This window comes from Pseudomonas sp. efr-133-TYG-23 (genome assembly GCF_030209215.1).
Lineage (GTDB): Bacteria > Pseudomonadota > Gammaproteobacteria > Pseudomonadales > Pseudomonadaceae > Aquipseudomonas > Aquipseudomonas rhodesiae.
Window position 1 is genome coordinate 61,528 of sequence record NZ_JARVSL010000015.1, and the last position, 14,728, is coordinate 76,255.

Genomic DNA, 14,728 nt, shown 5'->3' on the forward strand with positions numbered 1-14,728 from the left:
TCAGCTTCCTTCCCACAACGCGCCATCGGCGGCGACACGCAGGCTGAACAACCCACCGTGGCCGACTTCGACATTCAATAAGTGCTCACGAGGCAACCCCCTCGCGCGGGCCAGCAACAGACGCATCACCCCGCCATGACTGATCAACAGGACGCGCTCACCGGCATACGCCTGATGCAGGCGTGCGACAGCACCCAGAACCCGCTGGGAAAAATCCTCAACCGGCTCGCCCTCGGGCGGCGTGAAGCGGTAGGGATCGGCCCAGAAGCGTCCCAACCCCTCGGCATCTGTTTGCATCAACGCCGCTGCGCTCTGCCCTTCCCACGCGCCGAAGTGCAATTCCTGCAAATCTTTTTCCAGACTCACCGGCACATTGAGCCGGGCCCCCAGCTCGTCGGCAAACCGCGCGCAGCGTTGCAGGGGCGAACTGATCAGCCGGTCCCACGGGCCTTGTTGCGCCACGGCGGCGCGCATCTGCGCCCAACCGTTGGCGGTAAGCGCGTCGTCCAGGCTGCCGCGCAGGCCGCCGCCCAGCTCGGTTTCACCGTGGCGCAGCAGGTCCAGGTGCAAGGTCATGCCGGGCGATCTGCCACGGCGGCTTCGGCGAAGGTCGCCATCTGCCCGTGCAGCGCACAGGCCAAGCGCAGCAACGGCACCGCCAGCGCCGCGCCGCTGCCTTCGCCCAGGCGCAGGCCCATGTCCAGCAACGGTTGCGCGTCCAGGTGTTGCAGCACATGACGGTGGCCCGGCTCGGCGCCGCGATGGCCAAACAGCAGCCACGGGCGACTGGCCGGATTCAAACGCGTGGCCACCAATGCGGCGACGCTGCAGATAAACCCGTCCACCAGCACCACGATGCCGGCCTGGGCGCAGGCGAGGTAGGCGCCCACCAACGCGGCGATTTCAAAGCCGCCCAGGTTGAACAGCGTCTGCAACACATCGCCGCGCTCGGCAGCATGCCGTGCCAACGCACGCTCAATCACCGTTACCTTGTGACTGACGCCCTGGGCATTCAAGCCGGTGCCCGGACCGGTGAGGTCGCTGACTCGGCAATCAAGCAAGGCACAGGCCAGCGCGCTCGCCGCCGTGGTGTTGCCGATGCCCATTTCGCCGCCAATAAACAGCTGCGTGCCATGTTCCAATGCGCGCTGTGCGCTGTCACGTCCGGCCTGCAACGCCAACCGCCCCTGAGCGACGCTCATCGCCGGGCCGTCGACGAAGTTGGCCGTACCCGCGCCGATATTCAGGTGACGCACACCCGGCAGGTCCAGGGACGGTGTCACCGTGCCCAGGTCGACCACTTCCAGACGCGCCTCCAATTGCCGGGCAAGCACGCTGATGGCGGCCCCGCCACTGACAAAGTTGTGCAGCATCTGCCCGGTCACCGCCTGGGGAAACGCCGACACCCCTTCGGCCACCACGCCGTGATCGCCGGCAAAGATCGCGATCCACAGCTGATCCACCGCAGGCTTGACTCTCCCCTGCAAGCCGGCCAGTTGCACCGCCAACGCTTCCAGCTGGCCGAGGGAGCCGGCGGGTTTGGTCAATTGCTGCTGGCGTGCCAAGGCGTTTTCGTACGCCTCGGTGTCGACAGGCTTACAGGGGTTGAGCCACCAGGTGTCAGTCATAACGCAGTACCTTTCAATGTCAGGGGCAGTCCGGCGACCGTCAGCACCACGCGCTGACACCGCTCGGCCAAGGCTTGATGCAGCCAACCGGCTTCATCCACGTAGCGGCGAGTCAATTCGCCCAGCGGCACGACACCCAGACCGGTCTCGTTGCTGACAAAAATAATCTCCCCCGGCAGCGTGGCCAGGGTCTCCAGCAAGTGGTCGCGCTCCAGCGCCAGGCGCTGCGGATCTTCGAGCATCAGCAGGTTGGTCAGCCACAGGGTCAGGCAATCCACCAGCAGGCAGCGGTCGGCGGCGGCGTGTTCACGCAGCACCCGCGCCAGCTCGATCGGTTCTTCGATCAAGCCCCAGTGCCCCGGTCGACGCTGGCGATGCAAGGCCACCCGTGCGTTCATCTCGCCGTCCTGGGGTTGGCTGGTGGCGACATAAATGACCGGCAACGCCGTGTCCACCGCGAGCGTTTCCGCCAGGCGACTCTTGCCGGAGCGGGCGCCGCCGAGGATCAGTTGGTGCATGGGGCTACTCCACACAGGCTGCGCAATAAATCGGTATCCAAATGCTGCTCCACCAGATCCGCCAAACGCTCGATATCGCGCTCGCGCAGGGCGTGATAGTCCACCTCCTGCACATCCGCCAGCCCCGCCCAGCGCAACAGCGCGCTACATGCGGCCGGCGTTTCGAACAGGCCGTGCAGGTAGGTGCCGAGGATCTGCCCGTCGACACTGCGCGCGCCGTCATGGCGGCCGTCGTCCAGGCGCACGGCTGGGCTCGCCAGAGCCTGGCCGGACGTTACCCCCGCATGGATTTCATAACCGCTGACCTCGACGTCTTCCAGCAGCAAACGGCCGCGCACATTGCGCAATTGCTTCTCTTCCTCCAGGGTCGTGCTGAAGGCCAGCAGCCCCAGGCCATCGCTGGAACCGGATGGTCCTTCCAGACCCAGGGGGTCGTGCACCTGCTCGCCGAGCATCTGCAGGCCGCCGCAAATACCCAGCACCTTGCCGCCGTAGCGCAAGTGCCGCGCCACGGCACTGTCCCAGCCATTGGCGCGCAGGTAGGCGAGGTCGCTGCGTACGCTTTTAGAGCCCGGCAGGATAATCAGGTCGGCGGCCGGGATCGCTTGGCCCGGGCCGATAAATTGCAAGTCCACCTGGGGGTGCAGGCGCAGCGGGTCGAAATCCGTATGGTTGCTGATGCGCGGCAGCACCGGCACCACCACCTTGAGGACCTGGGCGGCTTTGTCGATCTGGCGCCGGTCGATGCCGTCTTCGGCCTCCAGGTGCAAATCCATCACATAGGGCAGAACCCCCACCACCGGCTTACCGGTGCGTGCCTCAAGCCAATCCAGGCCTGGCTGCAACAGCGCAATATCGCCGCGAAAGCGGTTGATGATGAAGCCCTTGACCCGCGCCTGCTCGCTGGGCGAGAGCAATTCCAAAGTGCCCACCAAGTGAGCGAACACACCGCCGCGATTGATATCGGCGATCAGCAGCACTGGGCAGTCCACCGCTTCAGCAAAGCCCATGTTGGCGATGTCGTTGGCGCGCAGGTTGATCTCCGCCGGGGATCCCGCCCCTTCGACCATGACCACTGGGTAGGCCGCGCTCAGTCGCGCATGGGAGGCCAGCACGGCCTGCATGGCGATGGCTTTGTAATCGTGATAGGCCACGGCGTTCATGCTGGTCACGGCGCGGCCATGGATGATCACCTGGGAGCCGGTGTCACTGTTGGGTTTGAGCAGCACCGGGTTCATGTCGGTGTGGGGCGCCAGCCGCGCGGCTTGGGCCTGCACGGCCTGGGCGCGGCCGATCTCGCCGCCTTCGGCGGTCACGGCGCTGTTGAGCGCCATGTTCTGCGGTTTGAACGGTGCAACGGCAACGCCCTGACGAATCAGCCAACGGCACAGCGCGGTTACCAGAGTACTTTTGCCGGCGTCGGAGGTGGTGCCTTGCACCATCAGCGTGCTCATGTGGCGTCCTTATAGGCGACCAGGGCTTCGTCGAGGCGCAGCCAATCGGCCTCGGTGTCCGGCAGGCCGAAGCGCAGGCTGCTGTTGTGAACGAACAAGCGCAGCAGGATGCCCCGCTGGGCCATGAACTCATGCATGCGTTCGGCATGCGGCGTGATCAGCCATTGGAACAGCGCGCAGCCGCCTTGTGGCTGGAACCCCCGCTGTTCAAGCAACGCATACAAACGCGCGCCGGCCTCCAGGCAACGCGCACGCTGGCGTGCCTGCCCTTCGGCATCGCGCAGGCAGACTTGGCCCAACACCCGCGTCGGCCCGCTGACCGCCCATGGCCCGACCTGATCGGCGAGCAGCTTGAGCAACTTACGGTCGGCCAGGACAAAGCCCAAGCGCACTCCAGCCAGGCCGAAAAACTTGCCGAACGAACGCAATACGATCAAGCCGACGAGATGGGCCTGACCCGCCAGGCTCAAATGCGGCGTGACATCCATAAAGGCTTCGTCCACCACCAGCCAGCCGCCCCGCTGGGCCAGGCGCGCGTGCCAGTCCAGCAAGCGTTGGGGGCTCAAGCTCAGGCCGGTGGGGTTGTTGGGGTTGACCACCACCAGCACGTCGAGGCCGTCGAGGAAAAAGTCCACTTCCTGCTCCTGGACCTCGCGCACCACATAACCGGCGCGGCGCCAGGCTTCGGCATGTTCGGCGTAGCACGGCGACACCACGCCGACTTTGCCGGCGCGGCGCAGACGCGGCAGCAACTGGATCGCGGCCTGGGAGCCAGGCACCGGCAACAGGTGGGGCGCGCCGTAATACTCGCTGGCGGCCTGCTCCAGGCCGTCGTCGGTTTCCGGCAGGCGTGCCCAGGCCCGCAGCGGGATTTCGGGGATCGGCCAAGGCCAGGGCGCGAGGCCGCTGGACAGGTCCAACCAATTGGCTTCGGCGATCCCATATTGAATGGATGCCTTACGCAGTCGCCCGCCATGTTCAAGCATAGAATTGCGCCCCCGCGCATAGGATCAGCAGCCACAACCATACGCCGCGCTGCACCAGTTGCCAGCCCCGCTCGATGGCGTCCGCATCCGCCGCCGGGCCTTCGCCCAGTGGCGGACGTTGGTGCAGTTCACCGTGATAGATCGCTGCACCGCCCAACTCGACGCCCAAGGCACCGGCACCGGACGCCATGACCGGGCCGGCGTTGGGGCTGTCCCAAGTCGGGCCCTGGGTGCGCCAGCATTTGAGGGCCAGGCCGGTTTTGCCGAGTACGGCGTAGGTCAACGCCACCAGACGCGCGGGAATGTAGTTGAGTACATCGTCGATTTTTGCCGCCGCCCAGCCGAACCGTTCGAAGCGTTCGTTGCGATAGCCCCACATGGCGTCCAGGGTATTGCTGAGGCGGTACAGCACCACACCGGGCACACCGGCGATCACAAACCAGAACAGCGCGGCAAACACCGCGTCGCTGCCGTTTTCCAGGACCGACTCAGTGGCGGCGCGGGCGACTTCGGTGCGGTCCAGTTCGCTGGTCTGGCGGCTTACCAGATAACTCACGCGTTTGCGCGCCTCATCAAGGTCATCCCCGCGCAATGCCTGGGCAACCGGCAACACATGCTCGCCGAGGCTGCGCATACCGAGGGCGCAGTACAGCGCGAGAATCTCCAGCACCCAACCGATATAGGGCGCCCACGATAAAGCGGTGGCCAGCAGCGTCAGCGGCACCACCGCGATAAACCAGGCGGTGACGCCATGGCTGCGCCAGCCGCGCCCGCCGCTGTTGAAACGCTGCTCGATGCGCCCGGCGAAATTGCCGAACGCCACCAGCGGATGCCAACGCTTGGGCTCGCCCAGCAGCGCATCCAGCGCCACGGCGGCGACACACAGCAAGGCCACACTCATCGACTCACTCCCCACACATTTTCATACAGCATGTCACTCAGCGGCCGAGGTTCGGCCCAGCCTTCGAGTTGCAACATCGGTGCCGGGTAAAACTCGGCCACCGGGCCCAGACATAACACCGCCAGCGGCTTGGCACCGGCAGGCAACCCCAACAGGTCGGCCAGGGCCTGGGGTTCGAACAACGAGACCCAGCCCATGCCCAGCCCTTCGACGCGGGCCGCCAGCCACAGGTTCTGGATCGCACAGGACAGCGACGCCATGTCCATCTCCGGCAGCGTACGGCGCCCGAAAATATGCCGCTCGCGATCGTCCATCAGCGCCGCCACCAGGACTTCGGCGCAGTCGTGGATGCCTTCGACCTTAAGCTTCATAAATTCGTCAGAGCGCTCGCCAAGCGCCTCGGCGGTGCGCACGCGCTCCTCTTCCACCAGTTGTTGAATTTGCCCACGCAAGACGCGGTCGCTGATGCGGATAAAGCGCCACGGCTGCATCAGGCCGACACTCGGCGCCTGATGCGCAGCCTGGAGCAGGCGCTGCAAGACCTCGCAAGCGACGCTGCCGCCGCTGAAGTGGCGCATATCGCGGCGTTCGGCGATGGCGCGGTAGACGGCGTCGCGGTCGGCCTGGGGGAAAGCGTTGTCGGTCATAGCCCTATCGGGGGCAAGCCCCCTCCCACAGTAGAGGGGGTTTCAGCTCGGTCCGGGGCAAACAAGGCGGCGACCGCCGTCGGATTCGATGGGAAATAGAAGTGTACGTAAGAGGCAGTCATCCGCCCCTGTCGGAAGACTGCCTCGGCACCGCGCCCACCGTTAGGGCTTTGGCCACGGGCAATCGGCTGCCACTCGGTACTGGTCAGGGAATGATGGTAGGTATGGCCGCGCAGCACGCCTTCGGGCAATTCGACGCTTTGCAGGGCCAGGGCGGCGAGTTTCTTCTGCATCACCGCATCGCCCTGCAACAGGCCCACCAGTTCGGCACGGTTGCCGTCGACATCGGTGAGCGAGTCCAGCAGGTAGAGCATGCCGCCGCACTCGGCGAGCAACGGTTTGCCGGCCGCGTGATGGGCGCGGATGGCGGCCAGCATCGTAGTGTTTTGCGCCAGGGCCTGGTGATGCAGCTCCGGATAGCCGCCGGGCAGGTAGAGGCTGTCGGCGTCGGGCAGTTCGCGGTCGTGGATCGGTGAGAAGAAGTGCAACTCGGCGCCCATAGCCCGTAGGAGGTCGAGGCTGGCGCCGTAGGTAAACGCGAAGGCTTCGTCGCGGGCCACCGCGATGCGCACACCGGCCAGCAGCGGTTCGGCTTCGATGATTGTCGGCGCGGCGAACGTGACCGGCGGCGGCACCGCCACTTCGCAACTGCTGCCCAAGGCTTGGGCGGCGGCGTCCAGGCGCAGGTCCAGGTCATTCAGCTCACTGGCCTGCACCAGGCCCAGGTGGCGGCTGGGCAACTCGATCCCGGTTTCGCGGGACAGCGCGCCATACCAGCGCAGGCCCTCGGTGAGGCTGCCTTCGAGCAGTTGCGCATGACGCAGCGTACCGACACGGTTGGCCAGCACCCCGGCGAACGGCAGGTCCGGCTGGTAACGCGCCAGGCCCAAGGCCAGGGCACCGAAGGTTTGGGCCATGGCGGTGCCGTCGATCACGCCCAGCACCGGCACGCCGAAATGCCGCGCCAAGTCGGCGCTGGAAGGCGTGCCGTCGAACAGGCCCATTACGCCTTCGATCAGAATCAGATCGGCCTCGCCGGCAGCTTCCCACAATAGACGGCGACTCTCCTGCTCGCCCACCATCCACATGTCCAGTTGATACACCGGCGCACCGCTGGCGCGCTCGTGGATCATCGGGTCCAGAAAGTCCGGGCCGCATTTGAACACCCGTACCTTGCGTCCCAGGTTGCGATGCAAGCGGGCCAGCGCGGCAGTGACGGTGGTTTTGCCCTGGCCGGACGCCGGTGCGGCGATCAGGACGGCCGGGCAATGACGAGGCTGATTCAAAGTTCGACGCCTTTCTGTGCCTTGATACCGGCCTGGAAAGCGTGCTTTAGCATGCCCATTTCGGTGACGGTGTCGCCCATCTCGATCATTTCGGGCTTGGCGCCACGGCCGGTGACCACCACATGCTGCATCGGTGGGCGGGCTTGCAGGTCGCCGAGCACTTGATCCAGATCGAGGTAGCCGTGCTTGAGGGCGATATTCAGTTCGTCCAGCACCACCAGGCCGATAGTCGGGTCTTGCAGCATCGCGCGGGACACAGCCCAGGCGGCTTCGGCGGCGGCGATGTCGCGTTGGCGGTCCTGGGTTTCCCAGGTGAAGCCTTCGCCCATGACATGAAAGCGCACTTGTTCGGGGAAGCGCCGGAAGAACAGCTCTTCGCCGGTGCTGTGGCGGCCCTTGATGAACTGCACCACACCGCACTGCATCCCGTGGCCCATGGCCCGGGCCAGCATGCCGAAGGCCGAGCTGCTCTTGCCTTTGCCGTTGCCGGTCAGCACCAGCAGCAAACCGCACTGATTGGGGGAATTGGCGATGCGCTCGTCGATCACGGCTTTTTTGCGCAGCATGCGCGCCAGGTGGCGTTCGTCGCGGTCGGGGGAATCGGTCATGGCAGCTCTCCGTTGGGGCTGGACAAAAACGGCGGGCAGGGAAAAACACAATCAGACAGCCAAGCATCGCCCACCGTGATGCTGTTGAATGATCCAGGCCGGTCTCCGGGCTCATAAGTGGACCGCTCCCGGCGAACCAGGAACAGACCGACGCTGCGCCTTCCCGTATCGCTGGGATACAGTGGCCAAAGGCAGCGTCTTGACTCATTTACCGTTGCGGGGGCAGCGCCGGGATCGCGGCCACACTGTGTACAAGTGCGCTCACTCACCGGCTTCCCTGTTTCACTCCGTCGACCCGTGGGTCACAGAGCACCTGAAACAAGCCGCGAAGGTTAGTGGGTTGGGGGTGGAGCGTCAATTAAAGCCGGCCTTGTTCTTGAACCATCGCACCCGCGCCCTCCTCTATCCCTACAGGTATCAAGGAGAACACCATGCATAAAACCAGACTCGCCTTACTGATCATGCTCGCCGGCAGCCTCGCCGCCTGCGGTGAAAGCTCCACGTTGCAGATCAGCGACGGCACGGGGCCATCGCCGCGTTTACCGCAACCGAACAAGACCCTGATCCCCACCGTCAACATCGCCCCGGCCATCGGCTGGCCCGACGGCGCCAAGCCCACGGCAGCGCCGGGCTTGCAGGTGAGCGCTTTTGCCGAAGGCCTGGATCACCCGCGCTGGCTGTACGTTTTGCCCAATGGCGACGTGCTGGTGGCGGAAACCAACGCGCCGCCCAAGCCGGATGACGCCAAAGGCATTCGTGGTTGGGTAATGGAAAAGGTCATGGACCGCGCTGGCGCCGGCGTACCCAGCCCGAACCGCATCACCCTGTTGCGCGATGCCGACCACGACGGTGTGGCGGAAACCCGCACGGTGTTCCTGGAAAATCTCAACTCGCCGTTCGGCATGACACTGGTGGGCAACGACCTCTATGTCGCCGATTCGGACAAGCTGCTGCGCTTTGCCTATCAACCGGGTGCCACTGCAATCAAGACCGCAGGCACCACGGTGGTCGAGCTGCCGGGCGGACCGCTGAACCACCACTGGACCAAAAACGTGACCGCCAGCCCGGACGGCAGCAAGCTGTACGTGAGCGTCGGCTCCAACAGCAACGTCGGTGAAAATGGCCTGGAGGCCGAACAAGGCCGCGCTGCGATCTGGGAAGTGGACCGCGCCAGCGGCCAGCACCGCATCTTCGCCTCAGGCTTGCGCAACCCCAACGGTATGGCCTGGGAACCCCAGAGCGGCAAACTGTGGACCGCAGTGAACGAACGCGACGAGATCGGCAGCGATTTGGTGCCGGATTACATCACGTCGGTCAAAGACGGCGCTTTCTATGGATGGCCCTTCAGCTTCTACGGCCAGCATGTGGATGAACGCGTCACGCCGCAGAACCCGGACCTGGTGGCCAAGGCCATTGCCCCGGACTATGCAGTGGGGCCCCATACCGCTTCCCTGGGCCTGACGTTTGCGCAAGGGAGCAAATTGCCAACCGCCTTCAGCAACGGCGCGTTTATCGGCCAGCACGGCTCGTGGAACCGCAAGCCACACAGTGGCTACAAAGTGATCTTCGTACCGTTCGAGGGTGGCCAGCCGAAAGGGCAACCGATGGATGTGCTGACCGGATTCCTCGATCAAGATGAAAAAGCCATGGGCCGGCCGGTGGGCGTGGTGATTGATCAGCAAGGCGATTTGCTGGTGGCCGATGATGTGGGGAACAAGGTGTGGCGGGTGTCGGCCGCTAAATAAACACCGCAAAAACCATGTGGGAGGGAATTGCTCCCTCCCACATTGGATTAAGGATTGCGTGCCAAATGCTCAGCCGGCAACACGCGCTTTGCGCTCAGGTAGGCATTCTGCCAATAGGCTTTGGACAAGGTGTCCAGCTTCACCGTACCGCCGGTTTGCGGTGCGTGTACAAAGCGGCCTTCACCCACGTAGATGCCGGCGTGACTGACTTGAGAGCCGCCGCCGGTGGCGAAGAACAACAGGTCGCCGGTCTGCAGGTTCTGCTCGCTCACATCTTGGGCACGCATCACGATCAGCTCACGGGTGGTGCGCGGCAACGAAATGCCGGCGGCATCGCGGAACACAAACCCGATCAGGCCACTGCAATCAAACCCAGAGTCCGGGGTGTTGCCGCCCCAGCGATAAGGCGTGCCGACCAGGCCGAGCGCGCGAAACAGCACGTCTTCGGCGGCAGGCGAGAAACTTTGCGTGGAATAGTTGAACACCGGCTTGGGCTTGACCGCGACGGGCGCGGGCTGTGGGCGGCTGGCGCAGGCGCTGATAAGCGCGGCGCAGAGGATAAGAATCAGGCGGGCCGAGGTCGACATGTGCAGAACAATCCTGGTCTGGATGCGGCTTTCGCTGCCGAACGCTGAAAACCAGAACGCGCAAGCAAAGCTCGCGCGTACCGATTACAACAATGTCCAGGGATTCTAGCGCTTACACGTCAAACTTCAAGTATCACTTTAACTTTACTTGCTGGCGGTAACGGTAGTCGGAGCCATCGCCAAGGCACGCTTGGCTTCGATGAAGGTTTTGCTCCAGTAGCTGTCGCCCAGATTGTCGACTCGAACACCGCCGCTGCGACGGCTGCTGGAGTGGATAAACTGGTTATCGCCCAAGTAGATACCGGCGTGGCTGACGCGCCCACGGCCACTGGTACTGAAGAAAAGCAGATCGCCGGGCTTGAGGTTGTTGCGCGCGACCAACGGTGCATTAACGTTGATCATTTCGCGCGTCGAACGCGGCAGATTCATCCCGGCCTCTTCACGAAACAGGTAGCCGATAAAGCCGCTGCAATCGAAACCGGCCTCGGAGGTACCGCCGAAACGGTAACGGGTACCGATCAGGGACATGCCGCGTTCAAGAATGCTGTCGGCCAGCACTGGGAGTTGATAAGGCTTGCTGCCGGAGAAGTCGGCCAGCTCTTTTTCGGTCGCCACTTCTTCCTCATAAACAGTGGAAGATTGCGCCGCGACGAATTTTGCCTGGTTTTGAACCTGTGGTTTTTGCTGTTCTGCCACTTGTTGAGGGTGGGACGCGCAACCAAACAACAGGGTAACGAGTGCGAGAGGCACGAGGGGTGCGAAGCGATTTAGCATGGGCACGACCGTGGCTGATAGATTTAGAAGCCGCGACTATGCCCTCTATCACATCGATTTGCAAATTCAATCGTGCCTTTTGTGACTTCCCGATTCGACCCTGACATCTAAGCCGTAATTCCATTTATCGACAAAAATGCGTAGCTCGCCGGGCTCAAACGCAGGTTTTCTGGCGCCTGAAAAGTGTCGAAACATTGAAAATCAACGTGTTACCAGCCCAAAGTCTCTTTGAGAAAAGGGATCGTCAATTTTCTTTGCGCCTGCAAGGAAGCTTGATCGAGCTGTTCAAGCAGATCGAACAATGCGCTCATGCTGCGAGTGCCACGGGTCAGGATGAAATGCCCGACCTCATCGGTGAGGTGCAGGCCGCGCCGGGAGGCTCGTAATTGAAGGGCGCGCAATTTGTCTTCGTCGGACAAGGGGCGCATCTGGAAGATCAACGCCAGGGTCAGGCGCGATTTAAGGTCCGCCAGCTTGACCGGCAATTCCCGCGGCGATGTGGAGGCCGCAATCAACAGGCGTCGGCCACTGTCACGCAGGCGGTTGAACAGATGGAACAGCGCTTCTTCCCAGTCAGCCTTGCCGGCGATGGCCTGCAGGTCGTCGAGGCAGACCAGCTCGTATTGCTCAAGGTGGTCGAAAATGCCGACGCCGCGATCCATCAACTCAGCCAACGGCAGGTACACCGCCGGTTCGCCCATCTGTTCGAAGCGCAGGCACGCGGCCTGCAACAGGTGGGTACGCCCCACGCCATGCTTGCCCCACAGATAGATCAGGCTTTCAGTCCACCCGGCGTCGGCTTCGCAGAGCCGCTCGACATAGCCGAGTGCAGCGGCGTTGGCGCCTGGGTAGTAATTGATGAAGGTGGCGTCGTCACGCAGACGCACACCCAAGGGCAGCTGAATCGGTTTCATGCTGACTGAACGGCTCCCATCGAACCGTTAGTGGCCTCTGTGAAAAGTTTGCGAAGTTTATACCCGTGACGTCGGGCGCACAATGCAGCAGACCTCAAGCAAAATCAAAGGTTTGCGTTAACTTGTTGGTTTTACGCGAATTGTTTGACGCCACGCCTGAATAAACAACAAACCCGGCGTTGCGCCGGGCTTGTGACACTGCGATTACAGGTCGGGGTCTTCGACCCCCGTGTAGACATCCGAATCCTTGTACAGATCATGCACATGGCGCACCAGCACCATGATCACTGCAGCCACCGGCAGGGCCAGCAGGATGCCGGTAAAACCGAACAACTCCCCGCCCGCCAGGATCGCAAAGATCACGGCCACCGGGTGCAGACCGATGCGATCCCCCACCAGCAGCGGCGTGAGCACCATGCCTTCCAGCGCCTGGCCGACCATAAACACTGCAACGATACCCAGCATCGGGTAAAGATCGCCGCCGAACTGAAACAGCCCCGCCACCAACGCCGCGCCGATCCCGATCACAAACCCCATGTACGGCACGATCGCGGCCAAACCGGCAATCAGCCCGATCAACAGGCCCAGCTCCAGGCCGATGGCCATCAACCCGGCGGCATAGATAACACCCAAGGCCAGCATCACCAGCAACTGGCCACGCACGAATGCGCCCAGCACTTCATGGCACTCTTCGGCCAGGGACACAATGCGCTCTTCGCGGTCACGCGGCAGCAGGCTGCGGATCTTGGCCATCATGATGTCCCAGTCGCGCAGCAGGTAAAACGCCACCACCGGGATCAGCACCAAGTTGGTCAACCAACCGATCAGCGCGAGCCCGGAAGCGGTGGCCTGGCTAAGCACCACACCGACGATATCGGTGGTCTGGCCCATGTGCTCACTGATGGCCGCCTTAACCTTGTCGAACTTCCAGAAGCCATCCGACAGCCCCAGTTTGGACTGAGCCCACGGCATCGCCGTGTGCTGCAGCCAGTCGAGCATTTGCGGCGCCAGCTCATACAATCGATACAACTGCTTGACCAGCATCGGCACCAGTACCAGGACCAGGGCCGTGACGATCAAGGTGAACAGCGCGAACACCGTTACCACGCCCAAGGTTCGCGAAAGTCCGGCCTTTTCCAGACGATCCACCACGGGATCGAATAGGTAGGCCAACAGCAACGCGACCAGGAACGGCGTCAGGATCGAATGCAGCAAGAACACAAAAACGCACAGCAGGACAATCCCGCCTAGCCACACCCAACGACGCGTATCCGCCATAAACCACTCCATCTGTTTGCTTCTATCTATATAAGGAAGAACGTTTACCAGCGAAAACGCAGTTGCGCCTGGGGTTCGGGGGCAGCGGCCGGTGGCGTTCCGTCGGTCACCGGCTGGGCTTCAGCCGCTGGAACCTCCTGCAACTTGGCCAGGTTCAACTGGGTACGCAATTGCTCGGCGCTGCCGTTCACGCGATACACAATGCGGTCGCCATCGACCAGCAGCGGTTGACCGCCAAACGGCTCAAGCAGATGCCCAAGCGTTGCGTAGCGCTCCAGATTCATGCCCTGCACTTCCAGCAACTGCTCGGTGCTGACGCCCGGCTTGACCGCAAAACGCGGCGCCAGCTTCTGGCTGACGGCCAACATCACCGCGTCCGCCAGCGCTGCGGTGTCGGTGCCCTCGGCGGTGCCTTGATCAGCCTTGTCGCCCATCCAAAGGCGCCATTTGGCCTGCCACTGATTACCTTCCTGACGCGCATGCACCGCCAGCAACGCGTCGGCGCCGTAGCGTTCGGACGCAGCCCGCAGCGGCGTGGAATCGGCGCTCTCCAGGTTCGGCGCGGTGGCCACCACTTGCTCTTCCAGATCGCCCAATGGCAGACGCAGCGGCAAGCCACGGTGTTGCGCCGCACGACGCAGCGCTTGGGCGACGGACTGGCCGTCGCCCACCAGGCTGCTGCCCTCGGTGGAATCGTTCAGCCACCAGCCCAGGATCGAGGGCCGATTGCTGCCCCAGATAGACAACCCGGCGTCACGCAATGCGCGATCGGTGCTCACCGGGTCGAAATCCACTTGCAGGCTTTCCGGCGGGCCGGCGTCGTAGCCATACTGGCTGATGATCTGCTGCGGGTCTTTGCGTACCGCCGCCAGGCCCTGACCTTCGGCGGCCTTGGCATCGCCGGTCAGGCGGATCACCAGGGTCTGCACCGCGCGCTGGGTGGCTTGGTCGCGCTCCTGGGGCGACTGGCTGCTGACCGGTTCAAGTACTTGATAAAGGCCGTTGAGGGTTTCGGCATGACTCGCCAGGCTGACCAACGACAAACAGCCCACAAAAAACACATTACACAGACGCATGAAAGATTCCCGAACGACAGATTTAGCGGCTGGAACAGACCGCGCGAACTCGGTTTCGCCTGGGCTGGGACCACGGCGACCGGTAAAACATTCACGGGGTCTCGGTAAGTTTTCGTACTGTCACAGTACTAGCGGGTTCAAGGCTATACCTTAATAGGCGCTGAAGCCGAGTCGATTAGCATTTTTTTAATCGCCTTTTTTAGCCGATATGGCCCTGCCCGTCGGCCCGAGGATGGCCGCTGCCCCTCAAGCCTGATAAAATCGCG

General features: G+C 63.2%; 15 protein-coding genes and 1 riboswitch. Of the genes, 1 reads left to right on the forward strand and 14 read right to left on the reverse strand.

Annotated features, from left to right (window positions below; translation table 11 throughout):
* Genes cobC through cobO form a run of 9 tightly spaced genes read right to left on the reverse strand, consistent with a single transcriptional unit; the run spans position 1 to position 8,088 of the window.
* Positions 1 to 576 (reverse strand): alpha-ribazole phosphatase family protein, encoded by a 576-nt coding sequence (gene cobC, locus QRN41_RS10075; protein WP_034138877.1) that lies wholly within the window; start codon positions 574 to 576, stop codon positions 1 to 3.
* Entirely contained in the window at positions 573 to 1,628 is a 1,056-nt protein-coding gene (cobT, locus tag QRN41_RS10080; RefSeq protein ID WP_285421506.1) for a nicotinate-nucleotide--dimethylbenzimidazole phosphoribosyltransferase, read from the reverse strand. The genes cobC and cobT overlap by 4 nt, the downstream gene beginning before the upstream one ends.
* Positions 1,625 to 2,146 carry a bifunctional adenosylcobinamide kinase/adenosylcobinamide-phosphate guanylyltransferase gene (gene cobU, locus QRN41_RS10085; protein ID WP_167416901.1) on the reverse strand — a complete coding sequence of 174 codons (522 nt, stop codon included), beginning with the start codon at positions 2,144 to 2,146 and terminating at the stop codon, positions 1,625 to 1,627. The genes cobT and cobU overlap by 4 nt, the downstream gene beginning before the upstream one ends.
* Positions 2,134 to 3,600 carry a cobyric acid synthase gene (locus tag QRN41_RS10090; RefSeq protein ID WP_285421507.1) on the reverse strand — a complete coding sequence of 489 codons (1,467 nt, stop codon included), beginning with the start codon at positions 3,598 to 3,600 and terminating at the stop codon, positions 2,134 to 2,136. Before QRN41_RS10090 ends, cobU begins: the two co-directional genes overlap by 13 nt.
* Positions 3,597 to 4,586, reverse strand: a complete 990-nt coding sequence (gene cobD, locus QRN41_RS10095) for a threonine-phosphate decarboxylase CobD (RefSeq protein ID WP_034138881.1) — start codon at positions 4,584 to 4,586, stop codon at positions 3,597 to 3,599. The genes QRN41_RS10090 and cobD overlap by 4 nt, the downstream gene beginning before the upstream one ends.
* A complete protein-coding gene (cbiB, locus tag QRN41_RS10100) occupies positions 4,579 to 5,487 on the reverse strand; it encodes an adenosylcobinamide-phosphate synthase CbiB (protein ID WP_094064960.1) in 909 nt (302 codons plus the stop codon). Before cbiB ends, cobD begins: the two co-directional genes overlap by 8 nt.
* The gene (gene bluB / locus QRN41_RS10105) at positions 5,484 to 6,134 is read right to left on the reverse strand and encodes a 5,6-dimethylbenzimidazole synthase (RefSeq protein ID WP_034138883.1); all 651 of its coding nucleotides are present in this window, start codon (positions 6,132 to 6,134) and stop codon (positions 5,484 to 5,486) included. Before bluB ends, cbiB begins: the two co-directional genes overlap by 4 nt.
* Complete coding sequence (locus QRN41_RS10110) at positions 6,131 to 7,480, reverse strand: cobyrinic acid a,c-diamide synthase CobB (RefSeq protein WP_285421508.1); 1,350 nt, start codon at positions 7,478 to 7,480, stop codon at positions 6,131 to 6,133. The genes bluB and QRN41_RS10110 overlap by 4 nt, the downstream gene beginning before the upstream one ends.
* The gene (gene cobO / locus QRN41_RS10115; protein ID WP_236216472.1) at positions 7,477 to 8,088 is read right to left on the reverse strand and encodes a cob(I)yrinic acid a,c-diamide adenosyltransferase; all 612 of its coding nucleotides are present in this window, start codon (positions 8,086 to 8,088) and stop codon (positions 7,477 to 7,479) included. Before cobO ends, QRN41_RS10110 begins: the two co-directional genes overlap by 4 nt.
* 79 nt (positions 8,089 to 8,167) lie before the next feature.
* Positions 8,168 to 8,420: riboswitch (cobalamin riboswitch) on the reverse strand.
* A gap of 99 nt (positions 8,421 to 8,519) precedes the next feature.
* On the opposite strand from cobO, the gene QRN41_RS10120 reads away from it, so the two are divergent.
* Positions 8,520 to 9,833 carry a PQQ-dependent sugar dehydrogenase gene (locus tag QRN41_RS10120; protein WP_285421509.1) on the forward strand — a complete coding sequence of 438 codons (1,314 nt, stop codon included), beginning with the start codon at positions 8,520 to 8,522 and terminating at the stop codon, positions 9,831 to 9,833.
* A 47-nt stretch (positions 9,834 to 9,880) separates the two neighbouring features.
* Here the strand turns inward: QRN41_RS10120 and QRN41_RS10125 are convergent, their stop codons facing one another.
* From QRN41_RS10125 to QRN41_RS10145, 5 genes are all read right to left on the reverse strand, one after another.
* Positions 9,881 to 10,420 carry a C40 family peptidase gene (locus QRN41_RS10125; RefSeq protein ID WP_034138887.1) on the reverse strand — a complete coding sequence of 180 codons (540 nt, stop codon included), beginning with the start codon at positions 10,418 to 10,420 and terminating at the stop codon, positions 9,881 to 9,883.
* Positions 10,421 to 10,564: 144 nt separating this feature from the next.
* Positions 10,565 to 11,194 carry a C40 family peptidase gene (locus QRN41_RS10130; RefSeq protein ID WP_034099590.1) on the reverse strand — a complete coding sequence of 210 codons (630 nt, stop codon included), beginning with the start codon at positions 11,192 to 11,194 and terminating at the stop codon, positions 10,565 to 10,567.
* Positions 11,195 to 11,403: 209 nt separating this feature from the next.
* On the reverse strand, positions 11,404 to 12,108 hold the full coding sequence (gene hda / locus QRN41_RS10135; protein WP_034099591.1) for a DnaA regulatory inactivator Hda: 705 nt from the start codon (positions 12,106 to 12,108) through the stop codon (positions 11,404 to 11,406).
* Between the two features lie 204 nt (positions 12,109 to 12,312).
* Positions 12,313 to 13,386, reverse strand: coding sequence for an AI-2E family transporter (locus tag QRN41_RS10140; RefSeq protein ID WP_034099592.1), 1,074 nt, complete (start codon positions 13,384 to 13,386; stop codon positions 12,313 to 12,315).
* A 44-nt stretch (positions 13,387 to 13,430) separates the two neighbouring features.
* On the reverse strand, positions 13,431 to 14,462 hold the full coding sequence (locus tag QRN41_RS10145; RefSeq protein ID WP_285421510.1) for a DUF2066 domain-containing protein: 1,032 nt from the start codon (positions 14,460 to 14,462) through the stop codon (positions 13,431 to 13,433).
* Positions 14,463 to 14,728 lie beyond the last annotated feature (266 nt).